The organism is Ancylobacter dichloromethanicus, from assembly GCF_018390645.1.
In the GTDB taxonomy this organism is placed as follows: domain Bacteria; phylum Pseudomonadota; class Alphaproteobacteria; order Rhizobiales; family Xanthobacteraceae; genus Ancylobacter; species Ancylobacter dichloromethanicus.
Window position 1 is genome coordinate 199,544 of sequence record NZ_JAHBGC010000038.1, and the last position, 19,130, is coordinate 218,673.

Genomic DNA, 19,130 nt, shown 5'->3' on the forward strand with positions numbered 1-19,130 from the left:
GAGCCCGGCCGCGCGCAAAAACCTACTCCGCCGCTGTCGCGTCGCGATAGATCTGCCCGCCGCCGGCCCGGAATCGCTCCGCCATGTCTTCCATGCCGCGCGCGGCCTCGACGTCCGCCTCGGCTTGCCGGGCGGTGTCGCGAATTTCATGACTGATCTTCATCGAGCAGAATTTCGGCCCGCACATGGAGCAGAAATGCGCCAGCTTGTGCGCCTCCTTCGGCAACGTCTCGTCATGGAAGGCCATGGCGGTGTCGGGATCGAGGGCGAGGCTGAACTGGTCCTGCCAGCGGAACTCGAAGCGCGCCCGCGAGAGCGCGTCGTCCCAGGCCCGCGCCAGCGGGTGGCCCTTGGCGAGGTCGGCGGCGTGGGCGGCGATCTTGTAGGTGATGACGCCGGTCTTCACGTCGTCGCGGTTGGGCAGGCCGAGATGCTCCTTCGGCGTGACGTAGCAGAGCATGGCGGTGCCGAACCAGCCGATCATCGCCGCCCCGATGGCGCTGGTGATGTGGTCGTAGCCGGGGGCGATGTCGGTGGTCAGCGGCCCGAGCGTGTAGAACGGCGCCTCGCCGCAGGTGGCGAGTTGCTTGTCCATGTTGGCCTTGATCTTGTGCATCGGCACATGGCCGGGGCCCTCGATCATCACCTGGCAGTCATGGGCCCAGGCGATCTGCGTCAGCTCGCCCAGCGTCTCCAGCTCGGCGAACTGGGCGGCATCATTGGCATCGGCGATCGAGCCGGGGCGCAGCCCGTCGCCGAGCGAGAAGGTGACGTCATAGGCGCGCATGATCTCGCAGATCTCGGCGAATCGCTCATAGAGGAAGCTCTCGCGGTGATGGGCGAGGCACCATTTGGCCATGATCGAGCCGCCGCGCGAGACGATGCCGGTGACCCGGTTCGCGGTCAGCGGCACATAGGGCAGGCGCACGCCGGCATGGATGGTGAAATAGTCGACGCCCTGCTCGGCCTGCTCGACCAGCGTGTCGCGGAACACCTCCCAGCTGAGGTCCTCGGCGATGCCGCCGACCTTCTCCAGCGCCTGATAGATCGGCACGGTGCCGATGGGTACCGGCGCGTTACGCACGATCCAGTCGCGGATGTTGTGGATATTGCGGCCAGTGGAGAGGTCCATCACCGTGTCGGCGCCCCAGCGTATCGCCCACACCATCTTGTCCACCTCGTCCGCCACCGAGGAGGTGACGGCGGAGTTGCCGATATTGGCGTTGATCTTGACCAGGAAGTTGCGGCCGATGGCCATCGGCTCCAGTTCGCCATGGTTGATGTTGGCGGGGATGACCGCCCGCCCGCGCGCCACCTCGTCGCGCACGAATTCCGGCGTCACCACGTCGGGAATGGCGGCGCCGAAATCCTCGCCGTCGCGGATGATGTCGCGGATGCGCTCACGCAGGCCGTTCTCGCGCAGCGCGACATATTCCATCTCGGCGGTGACGATGCCGGCGCGGGCATAGGCCATCTGGGTGACGGCACCGGATTTTGCCCGCAGCGGCTGGCGGCGCAGCGGGAAGGGTGAGACGAGCTTGTCGGCGGGGACGTTGCCATTGTCCTCCGGCTTCACGAGCCGCCCGGCATAGTGCTCTACATCTGCGCGCGCACGCACCCAGGCGTCGCGCGGGCGCGCGAGGCCGGCTGCGATGTCGATCACCGCATCGGCGTCGGTATAGGGGCCGGAGGCGTCATAGACGGCGAGGTTGGGCTCGTTGGCCGAAGGGTGCAGCAGGATCTCGCGGAACGGCACGCGAAAGCCGCGCGCCGGGCATTCGGCATAGATTCGCCGCGAGCCGGGAATCGGGCCGGTGGCGACGCCGAGGGCGCCGAGGGCGTCGGGGCGGCTGGTGCCGGTGCCGTTCGGATTTTTGGTCGACATGATGGATCTCCAGAACCAGTGGTTGGGGAGACCCGGGTGTTTGACGTTGGGGAAGGATGGCGCTGTGCGCCATGGGCAATGCCCCGAGACGCGACGCCATTCGGTTCCGATCCCTTCGCCGGCATGACCCGGATCAGGTTCGAAGGGTCATCGCGTTGCCCTGCCTTGCGGCGTGGCCGGCGCTCTCTCAGCCCCCTAGCGGGGCTCCCCTTGGAACGAGAGCAATCTTCGACCAAAGTCGGCGTCGGGTCAAATCCGCTGAACCGTCACCCTGCGGGCGCCGTATTTCCTGTAGATTGCTAGAGACGCACGAAATGTTGCAGACCGATTCACCGGGGAGTGCCATGCGCAGCGGAACGTTTTTGCTCGGCGGGAAGCCTTGGCTTGGCGGGAAGATCTGGCTCGGCAGGATCGCCGTTCTGGCGGCGCTCGCCGCGCCCTTCGCCATGCCGGCCGGGGCGCGCGCCCAGCAGAACTGCGGCACCACCGGGGCCGGCTTCGATGCGTGGCTCGCCGGCTTCAGGCAGCAGGCGGTGGCGGAAGGCGTGTCGCCGCGCACCGTTGCCTCGGCACTCAAAGGGGTGACCTACGCGCCGGACATCGTCGGCACCGATCGCGGGCAGAAGGTGTTCGGGCAGAGCTTCTTCCAGTTCTCCGACCGCATGGTCGCCAATTACCGCATTCAGCAGGGTCGGCAGAAGATCCAGAAGAATCCGGAGCTGTTCAGCCGGATCGAGCAGCGCTTCGGCGTGCCCGGCGCGGTGCTGGTCGCCTTCTGGGGGCTGGAGACCGATTTCGGCGCCTTCATGGGCGACAAGCAGACGATCCGCTCGGTGGCGTCTCTGGCCTGGGACTGCCGACGTTCGGAGATGTTCCGTACCCAGTTGATGGCCGCGCTGAAGATCATCGACCGCGGCGACCTGACCGCGCAGACCATGCGCGGCCCGTGGGCGGGCGAACTCGGCCAGTTTCAGTTCCTGCCCGACCATTATCTCAATTACGGCATCGATTTCGACGGCGACGGGCGGGTCGACCTGATCCGCTCCACCCCCGACGCCCTGGCCTCGGCGGCCAACTACATCCAGGCGCTGGGCTGGAAGGCCGGCCAGCCCTGGCTGGAGGAAGTGCGGGTGCCGGCGGACCTGCCCTGGGACAAGGCCGACCTTTCGACCAAGATTCCGCGCGCGCAATGGGCGCGCATGGGCGTGGTGCGGGCCGGCGGGGGACAGCTTCCGGCCGACCAGCTCCCGGCCTCGCTGCTGCTGCCGATGGGGCGGAACGGCCCGGCCTTCCTCGTCTATCCGAATTTCGACGTGTTCACCGAGTGGAACAACTCGCTCGTCTACGCCACCTCGGCGGCCTATCTCGCCTCGCGCGTCGCCGGGGCGGGGCCGTTCAACCGCGGGCAGGGCGACAAGATCCCGGTGCTTTCCATGGCGCAGGCCAAGGAGTTGCAGACGCTGCTGAACGCGCGCGGCCACCATGTCGGGCGCATCGACGGCATTGTCGGCGCGGCGACGCGGCAAGCGATCAAGGTCGAGCAGATGCGGCTCGGCCTGCCGGCCGATTCCTACCCGACCCCCGAGCTGCTGGCGGCCCTGCGCGCGGGAAAGTGAGCGTCAGAGCACCGGCACGCCCTGTTGCTTGGCCTTCACTTCCGGCTCGACATGGATGTTGACGAGCACGTCGGCGACCTCGGCCTCCAGCGCGTCCTCGATGCGGTCGCAGATGGCGTGAGCGTGGCTGACCGCCATGTCGCCGGGCACGACGAGGTGGAAGTCGACGAAGATCATGCGGCCCGCCTGCCGGGTGCGCAGATCGTGCGCCTCGATGGCGCCGGTCGCCTCGGCGGCGATGCGCTTGCGGATGCGCTCCAGCGTGTCCGCCGGCACCGCCTGGTCCATCAGCCCGCCGACGCTCTCCTTCAGCACCGACCAGCCCGACCACAGGATGTTGAAGGCGACGAGGCCGGCCAGCACGAGGTCGAGCTTCTCCCAGCCCGAGAGCGCTGCCAGCACGACGCCGACCAGCACGCCGGCGGAGGAGATGACATCGGTCAGCAGATGCCGCCCATCGGCGGCGAGCGCCGGCGAGCGGGCGCGCCGGCCCTGGCGGATCAGCACGGCGCACCACGCGCCGTTGATGACGGTGGCGAGGGCGTTGACCGCAATCCCCTGCGGCGAGGCGTCGAAACCGTGCGGCGAAAGCCAGCCGAGATAGACTTCGCGGAAGATCGAGATCGCCGCCACCACGATCAGCACGCCGACGATGACGGCGGAGAAATATTCCGCCTTGGCATAGCCATAGGGATGGGCGGCGTCGGCCGGCTTGGCGCTGACCCGCAGCGCCACCACCGCGGCGATGGCGGTCGCCACATTGACGATGCTTTCCAGCGCGTCGGAATACAGCGCCACGCTGCCGGTCAGCAGGAAGGCGAGATATTTCAGCCCCAGCACCAGCATGCTGATGCCGACATTGATCAATGCGATCCGCGAGGAGTGAGCCATCGGCGCCATGCCCGTTTCGGCGCCGCGCGCCCCGTGCCGCAGCGATTAGTCGCTCGTTACAGGAAAATCAAGTAAGTTCAATGACTTGCAAGTCATTCGCAGAAGCGTTTGCACAGGTCTCCGGCCTGTTGACCAAGGCCTGGGGGCGTTCCGAAAGCGATGATGCGGGAAAGCGGCCGGAGTGCGAACAGGTTGCGGCGCGTCAGGCGTTGGCGTGGCGCGGCAGGATCGCCCCGCGATGGCGGATGACGCGGCCGGCGAGAAGATGGCCGGCTTCGGCCGCCGCGGCCGGCGCCTCGCCGGAAAGCCGCGCGGCAAGATAGGCGGCGTTGAAGCTGTCGCCCGCCGCCGTGGTGTCGACCGGTTCGACCGGCTGCGGGATGGGGACGAACTGCGCCGCCCCCCCGGTGACGACCAGCGCGCCCTCGGCGCCGTTCTTCACCACGATTTCCTGCACGCCGAAGGTGGCGAGGCGCTCTGCGGTGGCGGTCGGCGAGCCGTCGCCCCACAGCGTCGCCTCGTCCTCGAAGGTGGGCAGGGCGATCGAGGTGCGCTTGAGGGCTTCGGCATAGACCGCGCGGGCGCGGGCAACGTCGCCCTGCCAGTTGCGCGGGCGGAAATTGCCATCGAAGACGATGCGGGTGCCGCGCTCGCGGGCGAATTCCAGCGTCGCCAGCAGCCGGCCGAGCCCGGCATTGGAATAGAGCGAGAGGGTGACTCCCGAGAGATAGATGAGGTTGGCCTCGATCAGCGATTCGCACACCGCTTCCCAGCCCGGCAGCTCGAAAAGCTCGCGCGCCGGCGCGGCGTCGCGCCAATAGGTGAAGGTGCGCTCGCCCTGCGGGTCGGTGTCGATCAGATAGAGCCCCGCCGTGCGGCCCGGCAGGCGGGCCATCAGCCGGGTGTCGATGCCCTCGCCCTGGGCGGAGGCGTGGATCGCATCGGAATAAGGGTCGTCGCCGAGGGCGGTGGCGTAGGCGACATCGATGCCGGCGCGGGCGAGATAGACGGCGGTGTTGAAGGTGTCGCCGCCGGAGGCCTGGCTGAAACGTCCATCGGCGCCGCGCGCCAGCTCGACCATGACTTCGCCGATCGAGATTACCTTGGCCATGCGTCCCTCCGTGTCGCGCGTCGATTCGCGCGGGAGCCTCGCCCTAATCCCCCGGCGAGGCAAGGTCCGGGCGGAATCGGGGCGATATCCCGTGCCGCCGAGGGGGGCACGGGATCGGCCGGCTCAGAGCTGCACGCCGCGGGTCAGGGCGCCATCGACGACGAGGTTGGTGCCGTAGACGAAGCTCGCGGCCGGGCTCGCCAGGAAGACCGCGGCATTGGCGATTTCCTGCGGTGTCGCCATGCGGCCGGTGGGGTTGAGCGCCAACGCCTCGGCGAACAGGGCCGGGTTGCCGTCCTTGATCTGGTTCCAGATGCCGCCGTCGAAATAGGTGTTGCCTGGCGAGACCGTGTTGGCGCGGATCTTCTTCGGCGCCAGCTGGAAGGCGAGGCCCTGCATGTAGTGGATGAGCGCCGCCTTGAACACGCCGTAGGGGCCGCAGGCGAAATCGATCTCACGGCCCGATACCGATGAAATGGCGACGATGGAGGCGGCCGCGCTCTTCTCCAGCCAGGGCATCGCGGCATTGACGAGACGGACCGTGCCCATCAGGTCGGTGTCGAAGCCCTTCTTCCAGTGCTCCTCGTCATGGCCGACCGCGAGTGCGCTGACATTGGCGACGACGATGTCGAGCCCGCCGAACGTCTCGGCGGCCTTCTCCACAAAGGCGGCGAGGGCGGCGCCATCGGACACGTCGGCAGCGACGCCGAGCGTCTTCGCGCCGGTCTCGGCGAGGCGGGCAGCGGTGGCTTCCGCTTCCGCGCCGTTGCGGCTGCACAGCGCGACGTCGCAGCCCTCGGCGGCGAGCGTCTCGGCAATGGCGAGGCCGATGCCCTTGGTGCCGCCGGTAACGACGGCGCGCAGACCCTTCAGTCCGAGATCCATGTTCGGTGATCCTTCACTCATTCAGGGGGAAAGCTGAGGAAACGCTGATACGGCATGATCCCCGCACAACCGCGAAGGCACAAGGCGGCGGGTCGGCCTATTCTCGAAACGGTCTCAGGGAGCGAGGTCGATGATGCGCGGGACGCCGGCGGGGACGACGGGGGACGCGGCGCCGCTTCGCCCGGTCGCGGGGGCGGCGGCTTCCGGTGCGGCGGCAGGCAATGGCGGCCAGCCTCCGGCCGGCGCGTAGCGCGCTTCCAGGTCGGTTGCCCGGCGCTCATTATGGCTGATCAGGCAGACGAGGCGCTGCTCGATGACGCCGATGCCGCCGAGACGCCCGCCAACAGTCTGCCGGCTGCCTTCGCCCTCGAATGGCGCAATGCTCTGACACTCGAAATTGCGCCAGTGCACGAACCGGCCCTGTGACTCCCGGAACAGCGAAATCCAGCGACGGCGCTGCGACGGCTGCAGGTCCTCGCGCGCCTCGATCGCCGCCTCTACGCCGTCGACGCTGCGCTGCAGCGCCTGTTCGCCGGTCCTCTGCAGCAGGTTGAGACAGTCGAGATAGCCGCGCGGATCTGCGTTCTCGCGCCGGCATTGCGCGGCGTCGCCCGCCCGGACGGCCGGCACCGCCGTGCAGAGAAGCAGCAGCGCGGCGGCAATCGGGCCGAAGCGGCGGACCGGGTGCGTCATCGTCTCCTCCTCTCCGCTCGGCTGCGGGGGCGCCGAGGTCAGGGCGCCGGGGTCAGGCTGCGCGGGCGGTTCGCAGGAAGCTGTCCATGCGCTCCAGCGCGCGCGAGATATTCTCGGCCGAATTGGCATAGGAGAGGCGGATATAGCCCTCGCCGAACACGCCGAAATCCGGCCCGCCTATGGTGGCGACTCCGGCGTCGTCGAGCAAGGCGGTGGCGAGCGCCTTCGCCGAACCCCAGCCGGTGCCGGCAATGTTGGGGAAGGCGTAGAACGCTCCCTTCGGTACGGCGCAGCGCACCCCCGGCAGGGCGTTGAGCCCCTCGACCACCAGATGCCGGCGGCGATCGAAGGCGGCGACCATCTCCGCCACGCAGTCCTGCGGCCCGGTCAATGCGGCCAGCGCGCCAAATTGCGCCGGGGCGTTGACGCAGGACCAGGCGTTGACCGCGAGCTTGCGGGCGGCGTCGAACAGGGCCTCCGGCCACAGCGCCCAGCCGAGCCGCCAGCCGGTCATGGCATAGGTCTTCGACCAGCCATTAAGTAGGATCAGGCGGTCGCGGATTTCCGGATAGGCCAGCAGCGTCGTGTGCGCCTCGCCGTCGAACAGGAACTGGTCGTAGATCTCATCCGATAGGATGGCGACGTGGGGGTGCCGCGCCAGCCCGGCGACGAAGGCGTCGATCTCGGCCTTCGGGGTGACGCCGCCGGTCGGGTTGGCCGGCGAGTTGAGGATCACGAGGCGGGTGCGCTCGGTGATGAGCGAGAGCGCCTCCGCGGCGGAAAAGCCGAAGCCGTTCTCCTCGCGCGCGGGCACCGGCACCGGTGTGGCGCCGGTGAACTCGATCATCGAGCGGTAGATCGGAAAGCCGGGATCGGGATAGAGGATTTCCGTCCCGGGCTCGCCCAGCATGAGAATAGCCGAGAACATCGTGACCTTGCCGCCGGGCACGATCATCACCCGGCCGGGGTCGATCTCCAGGCCGAATCGGCGGTGGATGTCGCCCGCCACCGCCTCGCGCAGCGGCTGGATGCCGACCGAGGGGGTGTAGCCGTGCTGGCCGTCGCGCAGCGCCTTGATAGCGGCCTCGACGATGTGGCCGGGCGTCGGGAAATCGGGCTGGCCGATGCCGAGATTGATGATGTCGCGCCCCTGCGCCGCGAGCGCGGCGGCGCGCGCCAGCACGGCGAAGGCGTTCTCCTCGCCGATCCGCCCGAAGGCCGCGACGGGATGTATCGGGGAAGGAGCAACTGGCATCATCGGGTCCTCGCGGCGTTTCGACGGCGTTTCGGGCGGCAGGTCGGGTCAAAGCTCTTGCAGTCTTTGCTATTCCTGTCACACGGGAGAGGGGCGAGCTTCAAGGGTTTCCGCAGGCCGGGCCGACGGCCGCGCGAGTGGGTGAGACGCTGATGGGTGTGCCGCACGACCAGACATCCGAGCGCGGGGCGCTGCCGATCGGCGCTCCCGTCGATACCGTTCCGGCGCAGCGGCCGGGGCCGATCCGCCTTGCCGGCCGGCATGTCGATATCGTCCCCTTCGACCTCGCGACGCACGGGCCGGCGCTGTTCGCGGCGAGCCACGGGCCGGAAAAGGAGGCGATCTGGGCCTATCTGCCCAACGGCCCCTATGCCGACTATGACGCCTTCGCCGCCTATTACGACCCGGCGTCGCGGCGCGACGATCCGCTGATGTTCGCGATCATCGACAAGGCGAGCGGCGTCGCGGTGGGCCATGCCACCTATCTCCGGATCGACCCGGCGAACCGGACGATCGAGGTCGGCCACATCCTCTACACCCCGGCGCTGATGCGTACGCCCGCCGGCACCGAGGCGATGTACCTGATGGCCGGTCACGTCTTCCAGACGCTGGGCTACCGTCGCTATGAGTGGAAGTGCAACGCGCTGAACGCCCCCTCGCGCCGGGCGGCGGAACGCTACGGTTTCCGCTTCGAGGGACTTTTTCGCCACCACATGATCGTCAAGGGCCGCAACCGTGACACGGCGTGGTTCTCCATCCTGTCGGAGGAGTGGCCGCAGATCGCGGTGGCGATGGAGGCCTGGCTGGCACCGGAGAATTTCGACGGCGAGGGTCGGCAGCACGTGTCGCTGTCGGTGCTCAACGCGCGGGAGTTGGCGGTCGAGGGCCGCACCCTGCGCCGCGCCGACCTCTCCGACCTGACGGAGGTGGAGACGCTGCAGCGCGCGGCCTATGCCCGCAACCGCATCCTGCTCGGCGTCGAGCCGGTGCCACTGCTGTGGGACTACGCGCAGGTGTTCCGCGAACGTGAAGTCTGGGTTCTCGACGGCGCGGAGGGGCTTGCCGGTGTCGCCATCCTGCAGCCGCGCGCCGGGGATCTGCTGGCCGACAGCCTCGCCGCCTGCCCGCGGGCGCAGGGCTTCGGCCATGGCAATCTCCTGCTGGCGGCCGCCGAGGCGCGGGCGCGGGCGCTCGGCCGGCCTGCGGTGCGGCTCTATACCGGCGAACCGCTCTCCGCCAACATCCAGTGGTACCGCCGCAAGGGCTATGCCATCGAGCGGGTCGAGCAGTTGCCGGACCGGCGGCTGGTGCATATGGCGAAGGTACTGGGCTGAGCGGCGGCGGGCTCGTCCCCGGCGGGTTCGGCACGCGCTTTCCTTGCGCCAGCCGGCGGATGGCTTACATTCGGCGCAGCGATCGCCCCGACGCGACACAATTGGACTTTCGACGATGAGCTATGTGGAGGCGGCCGGTGCGCCGCTGCGCAAGACCGGACATATCAAGCTGCACGGCCCCGAGGGTTTCGCCGGCATGCGCAAGGCCGGGCAGCTGACCGCGCAGGCGCTCGACCTGGTGCACGAGCTGGTGGCGCCGGGCGTCAGCACCGAGGCGATCGACCGACTGGTCTTCGAGTTCGCCATGGACCATGGCGCCCTGCCGGCGACGCTGATGTATCGCGGCTACCGCAAGTCCACCTGCACCTCGATCAACCATGTCGTCTGCCACGGCATCCCGAACGACAAGCCGCTGCGCGAGGGCGACGTGGTCAATGTCGACGTGACGCTGATCGTCGAGGGCTGGTACGGCGATTCAAGCCGCATGTACCCGGTGGGGGAGATCCCCCGCCGCGCCGAACGGCTGCTCGACGTGACCTATGAATCGATGATGCGCGGCATCGCCGAGGTGAAGCCCGGCCGCCATGTCGGCGACATCGGCGCGGCGATCCAGGAATTCGTCGAGCCGTTCCACATGAGCGTGGTGCGGGATTTCTGCGGCCATGGCGTCGGCCAGATCTTCCACGACGAGCCGAACATCGTGCATGTCGGCCGCCGCGGCGACGGGCCGGAGCTGCTGCCCGGCATGATCTTCACCATCGAGCCGATGATCAATCTCGGCCGGCCGCATGTGAAGGTGCTGTCCGACGGCTGGACGGCGGTGACGCGCGATCGCTCGCTCTCCGCCCAGTTCGAGCACACGGTGGGCGTGACCGAGACCGGCTGCGAGATCTTCACGCTCTCGCCCAAGGGCTACCACAAGCCGATCTTCAGCAATGACTGAGTGAGGCGGGAGCCCGCATGGCGCGCAACCGAGCAGGGCGGAGCGGCGGCGGTGGTGAGGTGTCCGCCGCCGGGCCGCCGCCGGCCGCCACGCCGGCGGTTCTGCCCGCCGGCTTCGCCGAGGCGGAGCCGCATTTTGTCGGCCATCGCGAGAGGCTGCGCGAGCGCTTCCGCCAGGCCGGAGGCGAGGCGCTGCCCGATTACGAACTGCTCGAACTGGTGCTGTTCCGCGCCGTCTCCCGCGCCGATGTGAAGCCGCTGGCCAAGGCGCTGATCGACCGTTTCGGCTCCTTCGCCGAAGTGATCGCCGCCCCGCCCGGTCGGCTGCGTGAAGTGAAGGGCGTGGGCGAGGCCATCGTCACCGAGCTCAAGCTGATCGGCGCCGCGGTGGAGCGGGTCACGCGCGGACAGGTGCGGGCGCGCCCGCTCCTGTCCTCCTGGAGCGCGGTGATCGCCCATTGCCGCGCCAGCATGGCCTTTGTCGAGCAGGAGCAGTTCCGCGTCCTCTTCCTCGACAAGCGCAACCAGCTCATCCTCGACGAGGTGCAGCAGCGCGGTACCGTGGACCACACGCCGGTCTATCCGCGCGAGGTGGTGAAGCGCGCACTGGAGGTGGCGGCGAGCGCCATCATCCTGGTCCACAACCATCCCACTACCCTCTCTTCGATCACACTAGGTCACGCCCAAGCACATTGAATCACTGATAAAATAGCGATTTTTGGGTATTGCGTAGTGGGGGCGGTTTTGGCAAATTGGGGGCTGTAAAAGGGGTAGAAAACGGCCTTCCGCTCCCAGCTAGCGATCCCTGCTTCTCCTCGACCGATCCCAGTTCCGGAAAGGAGGAAAACGCTATGCCCGCCCTAACCGATACCGCGATCCGACATGCGCTGAAGCGCGTCGAGATCAGTCACAAGCAAGAGAACCTCACCGATGGCGAAGGGCGCGGTACCGGCCGTCTCGTCCTTGTTCTCAAGCCCATGCCGAAACGTGTCACCGCTGACTGGATGGCTCAGCAATGGCGGGACGGCAAACGCACCAAGAAGAAGATCGGCGCCTATCCCTCAATGTCGCTCGCGCAAGCCCGCGAAATCTACAAGCGCGACTTCGCGGACGTCATCCAGAAGGGGCGTAGCATCAAGATCGCCACCGACACTCGCCCCGGCACCGTCACCGATCTGTTCGAGGGCTATGTCGCCGCGCTCAAGGATGCGGGCAAGCCATCCTGGAAGGAAACGGAAAAAGGCCTCAACAAGATCGCCGACACGCTCGGACGTAACCGCCTCGCCCGCGAGATCGAGGCCGAGGAAATTATCGAGCTGATCCGTCCGATCTACGAGCGCGGCGCAAAGTCGATGGCCGACCATGTGCGCTCATACCTCCATGCCGCCTTTAGTTGGGGCATGAAGTCCGACAACGACTATCGGCAGCAATCCTCTCGTCGCTTCCGGCTTCCTTTCAATCCGGCGACGGGCATCCCGACTGAACCCAAGGTCAAAGGCACTCGCTGGCTCGACGAAGATGAGTTCGTTCAGCTCTATCGCTGGCTAGAGTGCCCCGACACGCCGGTTCACCCCTCCTATCCGCGCGCTGTGCAGCTTATTTTGCTGACCGGCCAGCGCGTCGAGGAGATCGCGCGACTCCATGTCGATCAGTGGGACGCCAAAGAGCGTATCATCGACTGGTCCAAGACCAAGAACGAGCAGCCTCACGCCGTTCCCGTGCCTCTGCTCGCCGCCGAGTTGATCGAGTCGATCAAGCCGAACGGATACGGCTGGTTCTTCCCCTCGGCCAAAGACCCGAAGCAGCCCGTCAGCCACGGCACGCTCTATAGCTTCGTCTGGCGCCAGAGGGACCGCGGCGTGATCCCTTATGCGACGAACCGCGATCTCCGCCGCACCTTCAAAACGCTGGCCGGCAAGGCGGGCGTGCCGAAGGAAATCCGCGATCGCCTCCAGAATCATGCGCTACAGGACGTCAGCTCCAAGCACTACGATCGCTGGCACTACATGGTCGAGAAGCGCGCCGGCATGGCGAAATGGGACAAATTCGTTCGCGCCATGCTGGCGAAGAAGCGTCTGAAGGCGGCCGCATGAGCCGCCCTCCGGCCAAACCGACGCCCCGCCGCGCCAAGGCCGCGAAAACGGCCGCCGAGATCGACGCGCAAAGCTATTCTGCCTTCGTCGGTGACTTGAAGCAGAAGATCGCCGAGGCGCGCTATCGCGCCAGCCTATCGGTCAATCGTGAACTGATTCTGCTCTACTGGGGCATCGGCCGTGATATCCTGGCCCGGCAGGGGCGTGAGGGTTGGGGCGCCAAGGTCATCGACCGCCTGGCTGAGGATCTCCGCCGGGCTTTCCCTGAAATGACCGGCCTCTCGGCTCGAAACCTGAAATATATGCGCGCTTTGGCTGACGCCTGGCCGGACAGCGAATTTGTGCAACGGGTCATTGCACAATTACCCTGGGGCCATAACGTCAGCCTACTCGATAGCGTCAAGGCGACCGAGGAACGCGCATGGTACGCTCGACAGGCCATTGAACATGGCTGGAGCCGTCCCGTCCTCGTCCACCAGATCGAGAGCGATCTGTTCGCCCGCCAAGGCAGCGCGCTCACCAACTTCTCGCGAACCCTTCCTGCCCAACAGTCCGAGCTTGCCCAGCAGCTCCTCAAAGACCCTTACACATTCGACTTCCTCGCGCTCGGCCCCGACATGTTGGAACGCGACCTCGAACGCGGGCTGATCGAGCATCTGCGTTCGCTCATCCTCGAACTCGGCAAGGGCTTCGCCTTCGTCGGCAGCCAATACCATCTCGAGATCGGCGGGCAGGATTACTATCTCGACCTGCTTTTCTATCACCTTCGGCTGCGGTGCTTCGTCGTGATCGAGCTGAAGATCGAGGACTTCAAGCCTGAATTCGCGGGCAAGATGAACTTTTACCTCTCTGCCGTCGACGACCAGCTTCGGCATAGGGACGATCAGCCGACCATCGGCATCATTCTGTGCAAGGGCCGCAACGAGGTGATCGTCGAATATGCCCTGCGCGACAGCAGCAAGCCGATGGGCGTGGCCCAGTACCGTCTGTCACCCGCACTACCGCCTCAGCTCCAGCATGAATTGCCGACCGTCGAAGAATTCGCACGAGAATTCCCGCTGATGTCAGTGGTCAAGCTCCGCATCGAGATCGAGCGCGCCCTCCGCAACCTCGCCGCCGCGAGAGGCGTCGTCGTCAATCGACCAGTCGGCATCATGAACATGCTGCGTGACCTCCAGCGGCAGGGCCTGGCGCCGGCCAGCACCGAGCAGATGCTTGGCTCCCTGCGGGCGATGAACGAAGCCTCACACGGCGTGGACGTCGACACCGACGTAGCGAAGCGGGCGGTGGAGGTCGGCACGATCTTCCTGGCCGAACTCAGGGCAATAGACACCGATGACTGATGCCCTGAACGAGGAGGCGATCGAGCCTCACAAACAGGAACTGATCGAGCAAGCCGCGACCCTCTATGCCGTCCAGAAGGTTTATGGCGACCAAGCCAAGGCCAAATCGATGGCCGTCTACGGACGGCTGATCGATGCCCATTTGCTCGTGACGGGCGTCCTCGCCAGCGGCCTGTTGCGTATCAACGGGACCGTTGTCGAAGGTGAGCGGACCGCTTTCGAGCGTGACGCCCTCTTCGCCGCCTTCGTGATCGGGATGGCCCCTTGTGAGACAGCCATCGCAGAGGCCCGCTACCTGCAAGCGCACGCGATGCTGCGCCAGGAACTTGAGATACTCGCTCAGCTCAAGGCAGTTCGTGCAAACCGGCGAAAACTCAATGGCGCCCCGAATATCGCCGCCCTGGAACAATCACTCGCCCGGCTCTACGGCGGGCTGTCGGCCGCCGCCCACGTTTCGCAACATGACATCGTGCAGAGCGCGACAGAATGGGACGGCGAGATGGATGGCCTCCCCGGACCAACGAACCTGACGCGCTACTTTCCGGAGACCGATGAAGGGCTCGCCCGACGGTCCTACGCGCTGCACATCTACATGGTCGTGCGCCTGATCGAAGAGCTCAGCATCGACCTCGCTACCCGATATGACAACGCGCGCTTCACCGAGAACGAAACCGAGGCCCTCGGCCTCGCCATTGATCTGATGGTCGCGGAGGGAATGCTCGAACTCGTCGATCCCTCCCTCCCCGAAATCTAGCCTAGCGCCGGTCCAACCGGCGGTAAAAGCGCTTCTGGTTGTTGGCTGGATCAACATATGTGAAGCAGTCTGCCAGCGCATCGATGCTCTGCAGCACACCCAGCAATGCATAAGCGTTGAAGGGAGTACCTGCGCCGGTCTCGTAGTGGCTGACGAAATTGCCAACGATCGATGGCACATGATGGTTTTGGAGATCGGTGATCTGCTGAGGCGTCAGCACACACCGATTGGCCGCATGATAAAGCTTCACTGCCTCGCCGATCGCGTCGATGTAGGTCGAGAGCGTCCGCTTGTCGCCACGGGTGGCATAGTCCGGTGGAACCGGGACCTCCAGCTTGGCGATGATCTGTCCCAGCTTGTATTCGAGATACTGCCGCAGAAACGGTGCACCAATATCGATCTGGCCAGCATTCAGATGCTGCAACGCCTGCGCCTTGAGACGATCAGCCTCTTGAGCCGATACCATGAGCCGCCCTTTCGGAGGCATGCCCTGCAACTTCTGGTGATGCCAATCCGCGGTGCCGTTCAGCTTGTCGAAGTATTTCTCCAGGCTGGTGTCATGGCTCAAGAAAATGAACTGCAGCCCGTCCGGCACTGCGCCATAGCGTAGCAATGTCCGCACCGCGTCCATCAACGCGAACTGGTGACCAGCGTCAAAGCTGGACGTCACGTCGTCAAGTACCATGAAGCGCGGAACGCCGCTGTGCTTGGTCGCAGCCGCCAGGAAAATCGCGGCTGCCACAGCGTTCCGATAGCTTTCCGAGAGGAGAGCCCGGGCGCTGAGGTCCTGAAGGCCGAAGAAGTCCGCGAGCTTCAGATCAACGTTCTCGCTGTTCTGCGCCCGGCTCAGGGTCGGCTTCACATCAGGCCCGCCGCGCACGAACCGACCAAACAGATCCTGGCAAGCGGTCTGAATCTCGGCAATCCGCTCGTTAGCCAGCGCGGCCTCGGCGTCGGCGAAGCTCTGGCCGGCACGCGTGATGAACGTCTTCCAACGATTCAGAACCTTGAGCTTGTCCTGTTTCGCCTTGAGCGCTGGCGCACCGCTCTCGTATTCCAGCACGGCATCGCGGAACTGCTTTGCGAAACTGAGGATGCGGGTCACCTGCACCAATGACGGCGGCAACCGCGCCTGCAATGCGTCAGCCTCTTCCTGCACCCGAGCAAGAGTCTCGCCGCGCTGCGTTTCAAGAACCCCGAGACGCGCCTTGATGCCCTCCAGGTCGGAGGTCGCCACATCGCCCTTCTTGGCCGCCAAATCGAACGCGACGTGCAGTCGATCGCCCGTTGCGATCGCCATGGCCGCCGCCTCTTCAACCTGGCGGAGCTTCGCGATCCCAGGCGCCGTGGCGACATCCTTGACAAGTTCGGCGCCTAGCTGGGCGGCGGCATCGTATTTAGCGATCTTGCCTTCCAGCCGCGGTTTTAGGGGGACACTGCCTTTCGCCTCGCAAACTGGACATTGATTCGGGTCGTGCCAATCGGCGCCGGACACCACAGCCAGCGCATCGCGCAAAAGGGCATGCAATGCTTCCGCGCCAACGCTGCGCACCGCTTCGTCTCTCCTTCCGGCCAGCTCAAGCAGCCGATCAAGGTCAGCCAGTTCCTCCACCGTGACTTCTAGCCCCGATAGCGACGTGACCGAGGTGGTCAGCGCATCCAGCATTTTGCGCGCTTCCCCGCCTTCCTCCTTCTCGATCGCCAGCTCCGCGGCGTCGAAATCGAGATCCATGACCGAGGCCGCGCCGATCAATGGCTTGAGCAAGGCGATGGCGGACAAGGCGGTTGTCACCGCCGCCTTCAAATCGGAAAGCTTATCGACGGCGGCGCCTCCCGCCCCGGCGACCTCGTCGTGGGCGGCGATGACACGCCGCTCGATCGCGCTCAACGCGCGCGCCCCTGTGGTCACCTCAGCATCTAGCGCGGAGAGCCCCAGATCACCGTTGATGTTTTGCGTTCGCTTGGCGCCGTCGAAGGCCTGGCGCAGGCGCGAATATCGGCTCAGTCCCACGAGCGATGCGAAAGAACGCCCCCGCTCCAAGGCGGAGATGTCGATCAGCTTCGCGAACCGATTATAGTCAACGAGGACAAAATCCTCCTGCAGACTTGCCAGAAATTGCTGCGGATCAGCATGACCGCTGGGAGAAGTCACAAGGCGCGCGCCGTTGGCGGACCGCACCACCTTGATCGCCACATCCGGCGACCCGTCGTCGCTGGCGAATATCAGGTCGACCGTCGCCTGCTGCCCGGGATGGAAGCGATTGACGATATAGCTGTCGCCCTGCTCGGCTTCCTGGAGCGCCTTCAGGCGCGGAACGATGCCGTGGATCGCGAAACAGACGGCTTCGAATATTGAACTTTTACCGACCCCGTTCGGCGCATGGACCGAGTTGACGGCGTCGGATTTGAATTTGAGGACGAGCGGGTCGCCGTCATTGTTGATCCCGCGAAAGCCCTCGATCGATAAGCTGCCTAGGAAATACCGCGTCATGCCTTGTCCTCGCCTGTTGGGTTGGACAGACCATTAAGTGCAGCCAGTAATGCCTTGTGAAACTCGCCGATCGTTGCTCGGCTTGGCGCGGTGTCACCTCCCGAATCCAGGAGATGCATATTGTCGAAGAGGATCTTCGCGCAGTCAGGATCGATTTGCTCGGCCTCAGCCTGAAACAAGGCGACATTTTCCTCGAAAGTATTTTCCAGCTTAAACTTCATATGCCCCCCGGCTTCCGCCAAATGCACATTTATTCGATTTCAGCGCGCGCCCAACAGCTTGATGATCAAACGATTGCTTCCCGTTATGGAGGCGTCGCCAACCCCTCATTGTCGCCCTTGCGAAGCTTGCGCCACGCCGGAAGGATGAACGGCTGGCCGTGATCGATCGGCACACGCATGGTGGTCTCGCCATACTCACCCGGCGGACCCAGCGCCACGACCTGACGGCTTTGATACGTGCAAGGCTCGTCTGCCGGCGCGACCGTGTAGCGCTCCGGCAATCTCCTCAAGACAGAGGTCTGATAGATCCAGATGTCGTTGCCCTTGAGAAGAACGATGAGCTGTCGGATACGCCGGCGAACCGCGATCTCCGTAGCTGGGGGAATGTCCACGAGAATATCGCGTTGCGACCAGGACAAGCCGACGAGGATATCGAACAGTTCCTGCGCATAGGCCCCCGTTTCCTCATCAAGCGTCGTCTCGATGATGCAGGCCACGTCGTGTGAGCGAGCTGCCTCGGTATAGAGCGCGCCTTCATCCGTGGTCGCTCGGGCGATATCATAGTCGTTGCGGGGTATGAGCCGGTCTTCATCCTCCATCAGCGCGGAGAAGACGTCCGGCGCGCTTCCCGTCGGCGCCATCTCCAAAGGCTCCGAGACGAGGATGATCCGCTCGCGGTGAACTTGCAGCGCTTTTGCCAGCCGATCGGCCGTTGTTACTGTAATCGGCGCATTCTCATTTTCGATCATCCGAAGCATCCGAACGCTGACCCCGATTTCATTCGCCATTTCCTTTTGGGTCGACAGTCTCTCGAGCTGCTCCCTCAAGGCTTTCACGACCTTCCCGTTCGGCACGACCTTCTTCATCTCAACCTCATTCCGCGTTTTCGATGACCCAAATCTACATGGAGGAGCCACGCAGCGTGAGGCATCCGACCGGAATCGGAGCGGCACACGAGCGGCAAACCGGCAGACTGAGCGATTCAATGTGCGGCGCCCTTGACTAGGCATTTATGACCGGCCAATTATGCCCGGTCAAAGAGGCCCGATCATGCTTCGCTACAATCCGGAAAAATTCGCTTCGCTGTCGGAGTCCGACATCGGTCAGCGCATTTGGTCGTTTCTCACGCGGCCTGCCATCATCGCTCGCCTTGAGACAGCCTCAGAGCTCGGAAAGCCCGCCGTCGAAGGCATTGAAGAACAACTTCTGGAGGAGTTCCGCGAAGACGTCCTGATTGACCGCGTTAAGCAGATGGTCGGCCACATGGTCAGGCAGATATTAGAGCAGCGCGATTGGGTTCTCGACCAAAGCGACGTGAAGGTTCAGTCGGTGCCGTTCAGCAAGGCGGCACGGTACAAGCGGCCCGACTGGATCACCTTCCATGCCTTTCGCAATACGAAGGACCCCCGCGATGTTGTCATCACCGACCGACGCCAGAACGCGCCACTGCCGAAGGACGCTCGCTGGACCTTCTACGCTACCTTTGCCAGCCCCCTGAAGGCGGCTATCGCGTTCGGCGTCAATGATACCCCCAAGCTTCGCCGACAAGTGCAGACCCACGGTTTTCACCGCGTCCACATCCCGCGAATGCTGCGCCGCGCTTAATCGAGAAGGTA

Annotated in this window: 17 protein-coding genes and 1 riboswitch; of the genes, 8 read left to right on the top strand and 9 right to left on the bottom strand. The window is 65.3% G+C overall.

The genetic code is table 11. The features are described 5' to 3' along the window. Positions 1–22 precede the first annotated feature (22 nt). Positions 23–1,885, bottom strand: coding sequence for a phosphomethylpyrimidine synthase ThiC (gene thiC / locus KHC23_RS17210; protein ID WP_246544699.1), 1,863 nt, complete (start codon positions 1,883–1,885; stop codon positions 23–25). A 93-nt stretch (positions 1,886–1,978) separates the two neighbouring features. Further along, positions 1,979–2,106, bottom strand: a riboswitch (TPP riboswitch). A 225-nt stretch (positions 2,107–2,331) separates the two neighbouring features. Between thiC and KHC23_RS17215 the strand changes: the two genes are divergently transcribed. After that, entirely contained in the window at positions 2,332–3,501 is a 1,170-nt protein-coding gene (locus KHC23_RS17215) for a lytic murein transglycosylase (protein ID WP_373878499.1), read from the top strand. Positions 3,502–3,504: 3 nt separating this feature from the next. On the opposite strand, the gene KHC23_RS17220 is transcribed toward KHC23_RS17215, so the two are convergent. The 5 genes from KHC23_RS17220 to KHC23_RS17240 all read right to left on the bottom strand — a co-directional run bounded on the left by KHC23_RS17220 (position 3,505) and on the right by KHC23_RS17240 (position 8,339). After that, positions 3,505–4,392, bottom strand: a complete 888-nt coding sequence (locus KHC23_RS17220; RefSeq protein ID WP_213374495.1) for a cation diffusion facilitator family transporter — start codon at positions 4,390–4,392, stop codon at positions 3,505–3,507. Positions 4,393–4,594: 202 nt separating this feature from the next. After that, the gene (locus KHC23_RS17225) at positions 4,595–5,503 is read right to left on the bottom strand and encodes a sugar kinase (RefSeq protein WP_213374060.1); all 909 of its coding nucleotides are present in this window, start codon (positions 5,501–5,503) and stop codon (positions 4,595–4,597) included. 123 nt (positions 5,504–5,626) lie between these two features. Beyond that, on the bottom strand, positions 5,627–6,388 hold the full coding sequence (locus KHC23_RS17230; protein ID WP_213374062.1) for an SDR family NAD(P)-dependent oxidoreductase: 762 nt from the start codon (positions 6,386–6,388) through the stop codon (positions 5,627–5,629). A 114-nt stretch (positions 6,389–6,502) separates the two neighbouring features. Continuing rightward, positions 6,503–7,081, bottom strand: a complete 579-nt coding sequence (locus tag KHC23_RS17235) for a lysozyme inhibitor LprI family protein (RefSeq protein WP_213374064.1) — start codon at positions 7,079–7,081, stop codon at positions 6,503–6,505. Positions 7,082–7,133: 52 nt separating this feature from the next. Next, a complete protein-coding gene (locus KHC23_RS17240; RefSeq protein ID WP_213374066.1) occupies positions 7,134–8,339 on the bottom strand; it encodes a pyridoxal phosphate-dependent aminotransferase in 1,206 nt (401 codons plus the stop codon). A gap of 149 nt (positions 8,340–8,488) precedes the next feature. Here KHC23_RS17240 and KHC23_RS17245 point away from each other — a divergent pair, with 149 nt between their 5' ends. The 6 genes from KHC23_RS17245 to KHC23_RS17270 all read left to right on the top strand — a co-directional run bounded on the left by KHC23_RS17245 (position 8,489) and on the right by KHC23_RS17270 (position 14,802). Beyond that, on the top strand, positions 8,489–9,670 hold the full coding sequence (locus KHC23_RS17245) for a GNAT family N-acetyltransferase (protein ID WP_213374068.1): 1,182 nt from the start codon (positions 8,489–8,491) through the stop codon (positions 9,668–9,670). Between the two features lie 115 nt (positions 9,671–9,785). Beyond that, a complete protein-coding gene (map, locus tag KHC23_RS17250) occupies positions 9,786–10,613 on the top strand; it encodes a type I methionyl aminopeptidase (protein WP_213374070.1) in 828 nt (275 codons plus the stop codon). A 17-nt stretch (positions 10,614–10,630) separates the two neighbouring features. After that, entirely contained in the window at positions 10,631–11,308 is a 678-nt protein-coding gene (locus tag KHC23_RS17255; RefSeq protein WP_213374072.1) for a JAB domain-containing protein, read from the top strand. Between the two features lie 155 nt (positions 11,309–11,463). Further along, positions 11,464–12,705, top strand: a complete 1,242-nt coding sequence (locus KHC23_RS17260) for a tyrosine-type recombinase/integrase (RefSeq protein WP_213374074.1) — start codon at positions 11,464–11,466, stop codon at positions 12,703–12,705. Then, a complete protein-coding gene (locus tag KHC23_RS17265; protein WP_213374076.1) occupies positions 12,702–14,048 on the top strand; it encodes a PDDEXK nuclease domain-containing protein in 1,347 nt (448 codons plus the stop codon). Before KHC23_RS17260 ends, KHC23_RS17265 begins: the two co-directional genes overlap by 4 nt. Beyond that, the gene (locus KHC23_RS17270; RefSeq protein ID WP_213374078.1) at positions 14,041–14,802 is read left to right on the top strand and encodes a hypothetical protein; all 762 of its coding nucleotides are present in this window, start codon (positions 14,041–14,043) and stop codon (positions 14,800–14,802) included. The genes KHC23_RS17265 and KHC23_RS17270 overlap by 8 nt, the downstream gene beginning before the upstream one ends. A gap of 1 nt (position 14,803) precedes the next feature. Here KHC23_RS17270 and KHC23_RS17275 read toward each other — a convergent pair whose 3' ends face one another. The 3 genes from KHC23_RS17275 to KHC23_RS17285 form a co-directional block, all read right to left on the bottom strand. Further along, positions 14,804–17,293: an AAA family ATPase gene (locus tag KHC23_RS17275; protein ID WP_213374080.1), complete on the bottom strand. Its 2,490-nt coding sequence runs from the start codon at positions 17,291–17,293 to the stop codon at positions 14,804–14,806. Continuing rightward, positions 17,290–17,514: a hypothetical protein gene (locus KHC23_RS17280; protein ID WP_213374082.1), complete on the bottom strand. Its 225-nt coding sequence runs from the start codon at positions 17,512–17,514 to the stop codon at positions 17,290–17,292. Before KHC23_RS17280 ends, KHC23_RS17275 begins: the two co-directional genes overlap by 4 nt. 83 nt (positions 17,515–17,597) lie before the next feature. Next, entirely contained in the window at positions 17,598–18,380 is a 783-nt protein-coding gene (locus KHC23_RS17285; protein ID WP_213374084.1) for a helix-turn-helix domain-containing protein, read from the bottom strand. 184 nt (positions 18,381–18,564) lie between these two features. Between KHC23_RS17285 and KHC23_RS17290 the strand changes: the two genes are divergently transcribed. After that, positions 18,565–19,119 (top strand): hypothetical protein, encoded by a 555-nt coding sequence (locus tag KHC23_RS17290; protein WP_025825451.1) that lies wholly within the window; start codon positions 18,565–18,567, stop codon positions 19,117–19,119. Positions 19,120–19,130: the final 11 nt, after the last annotated feature.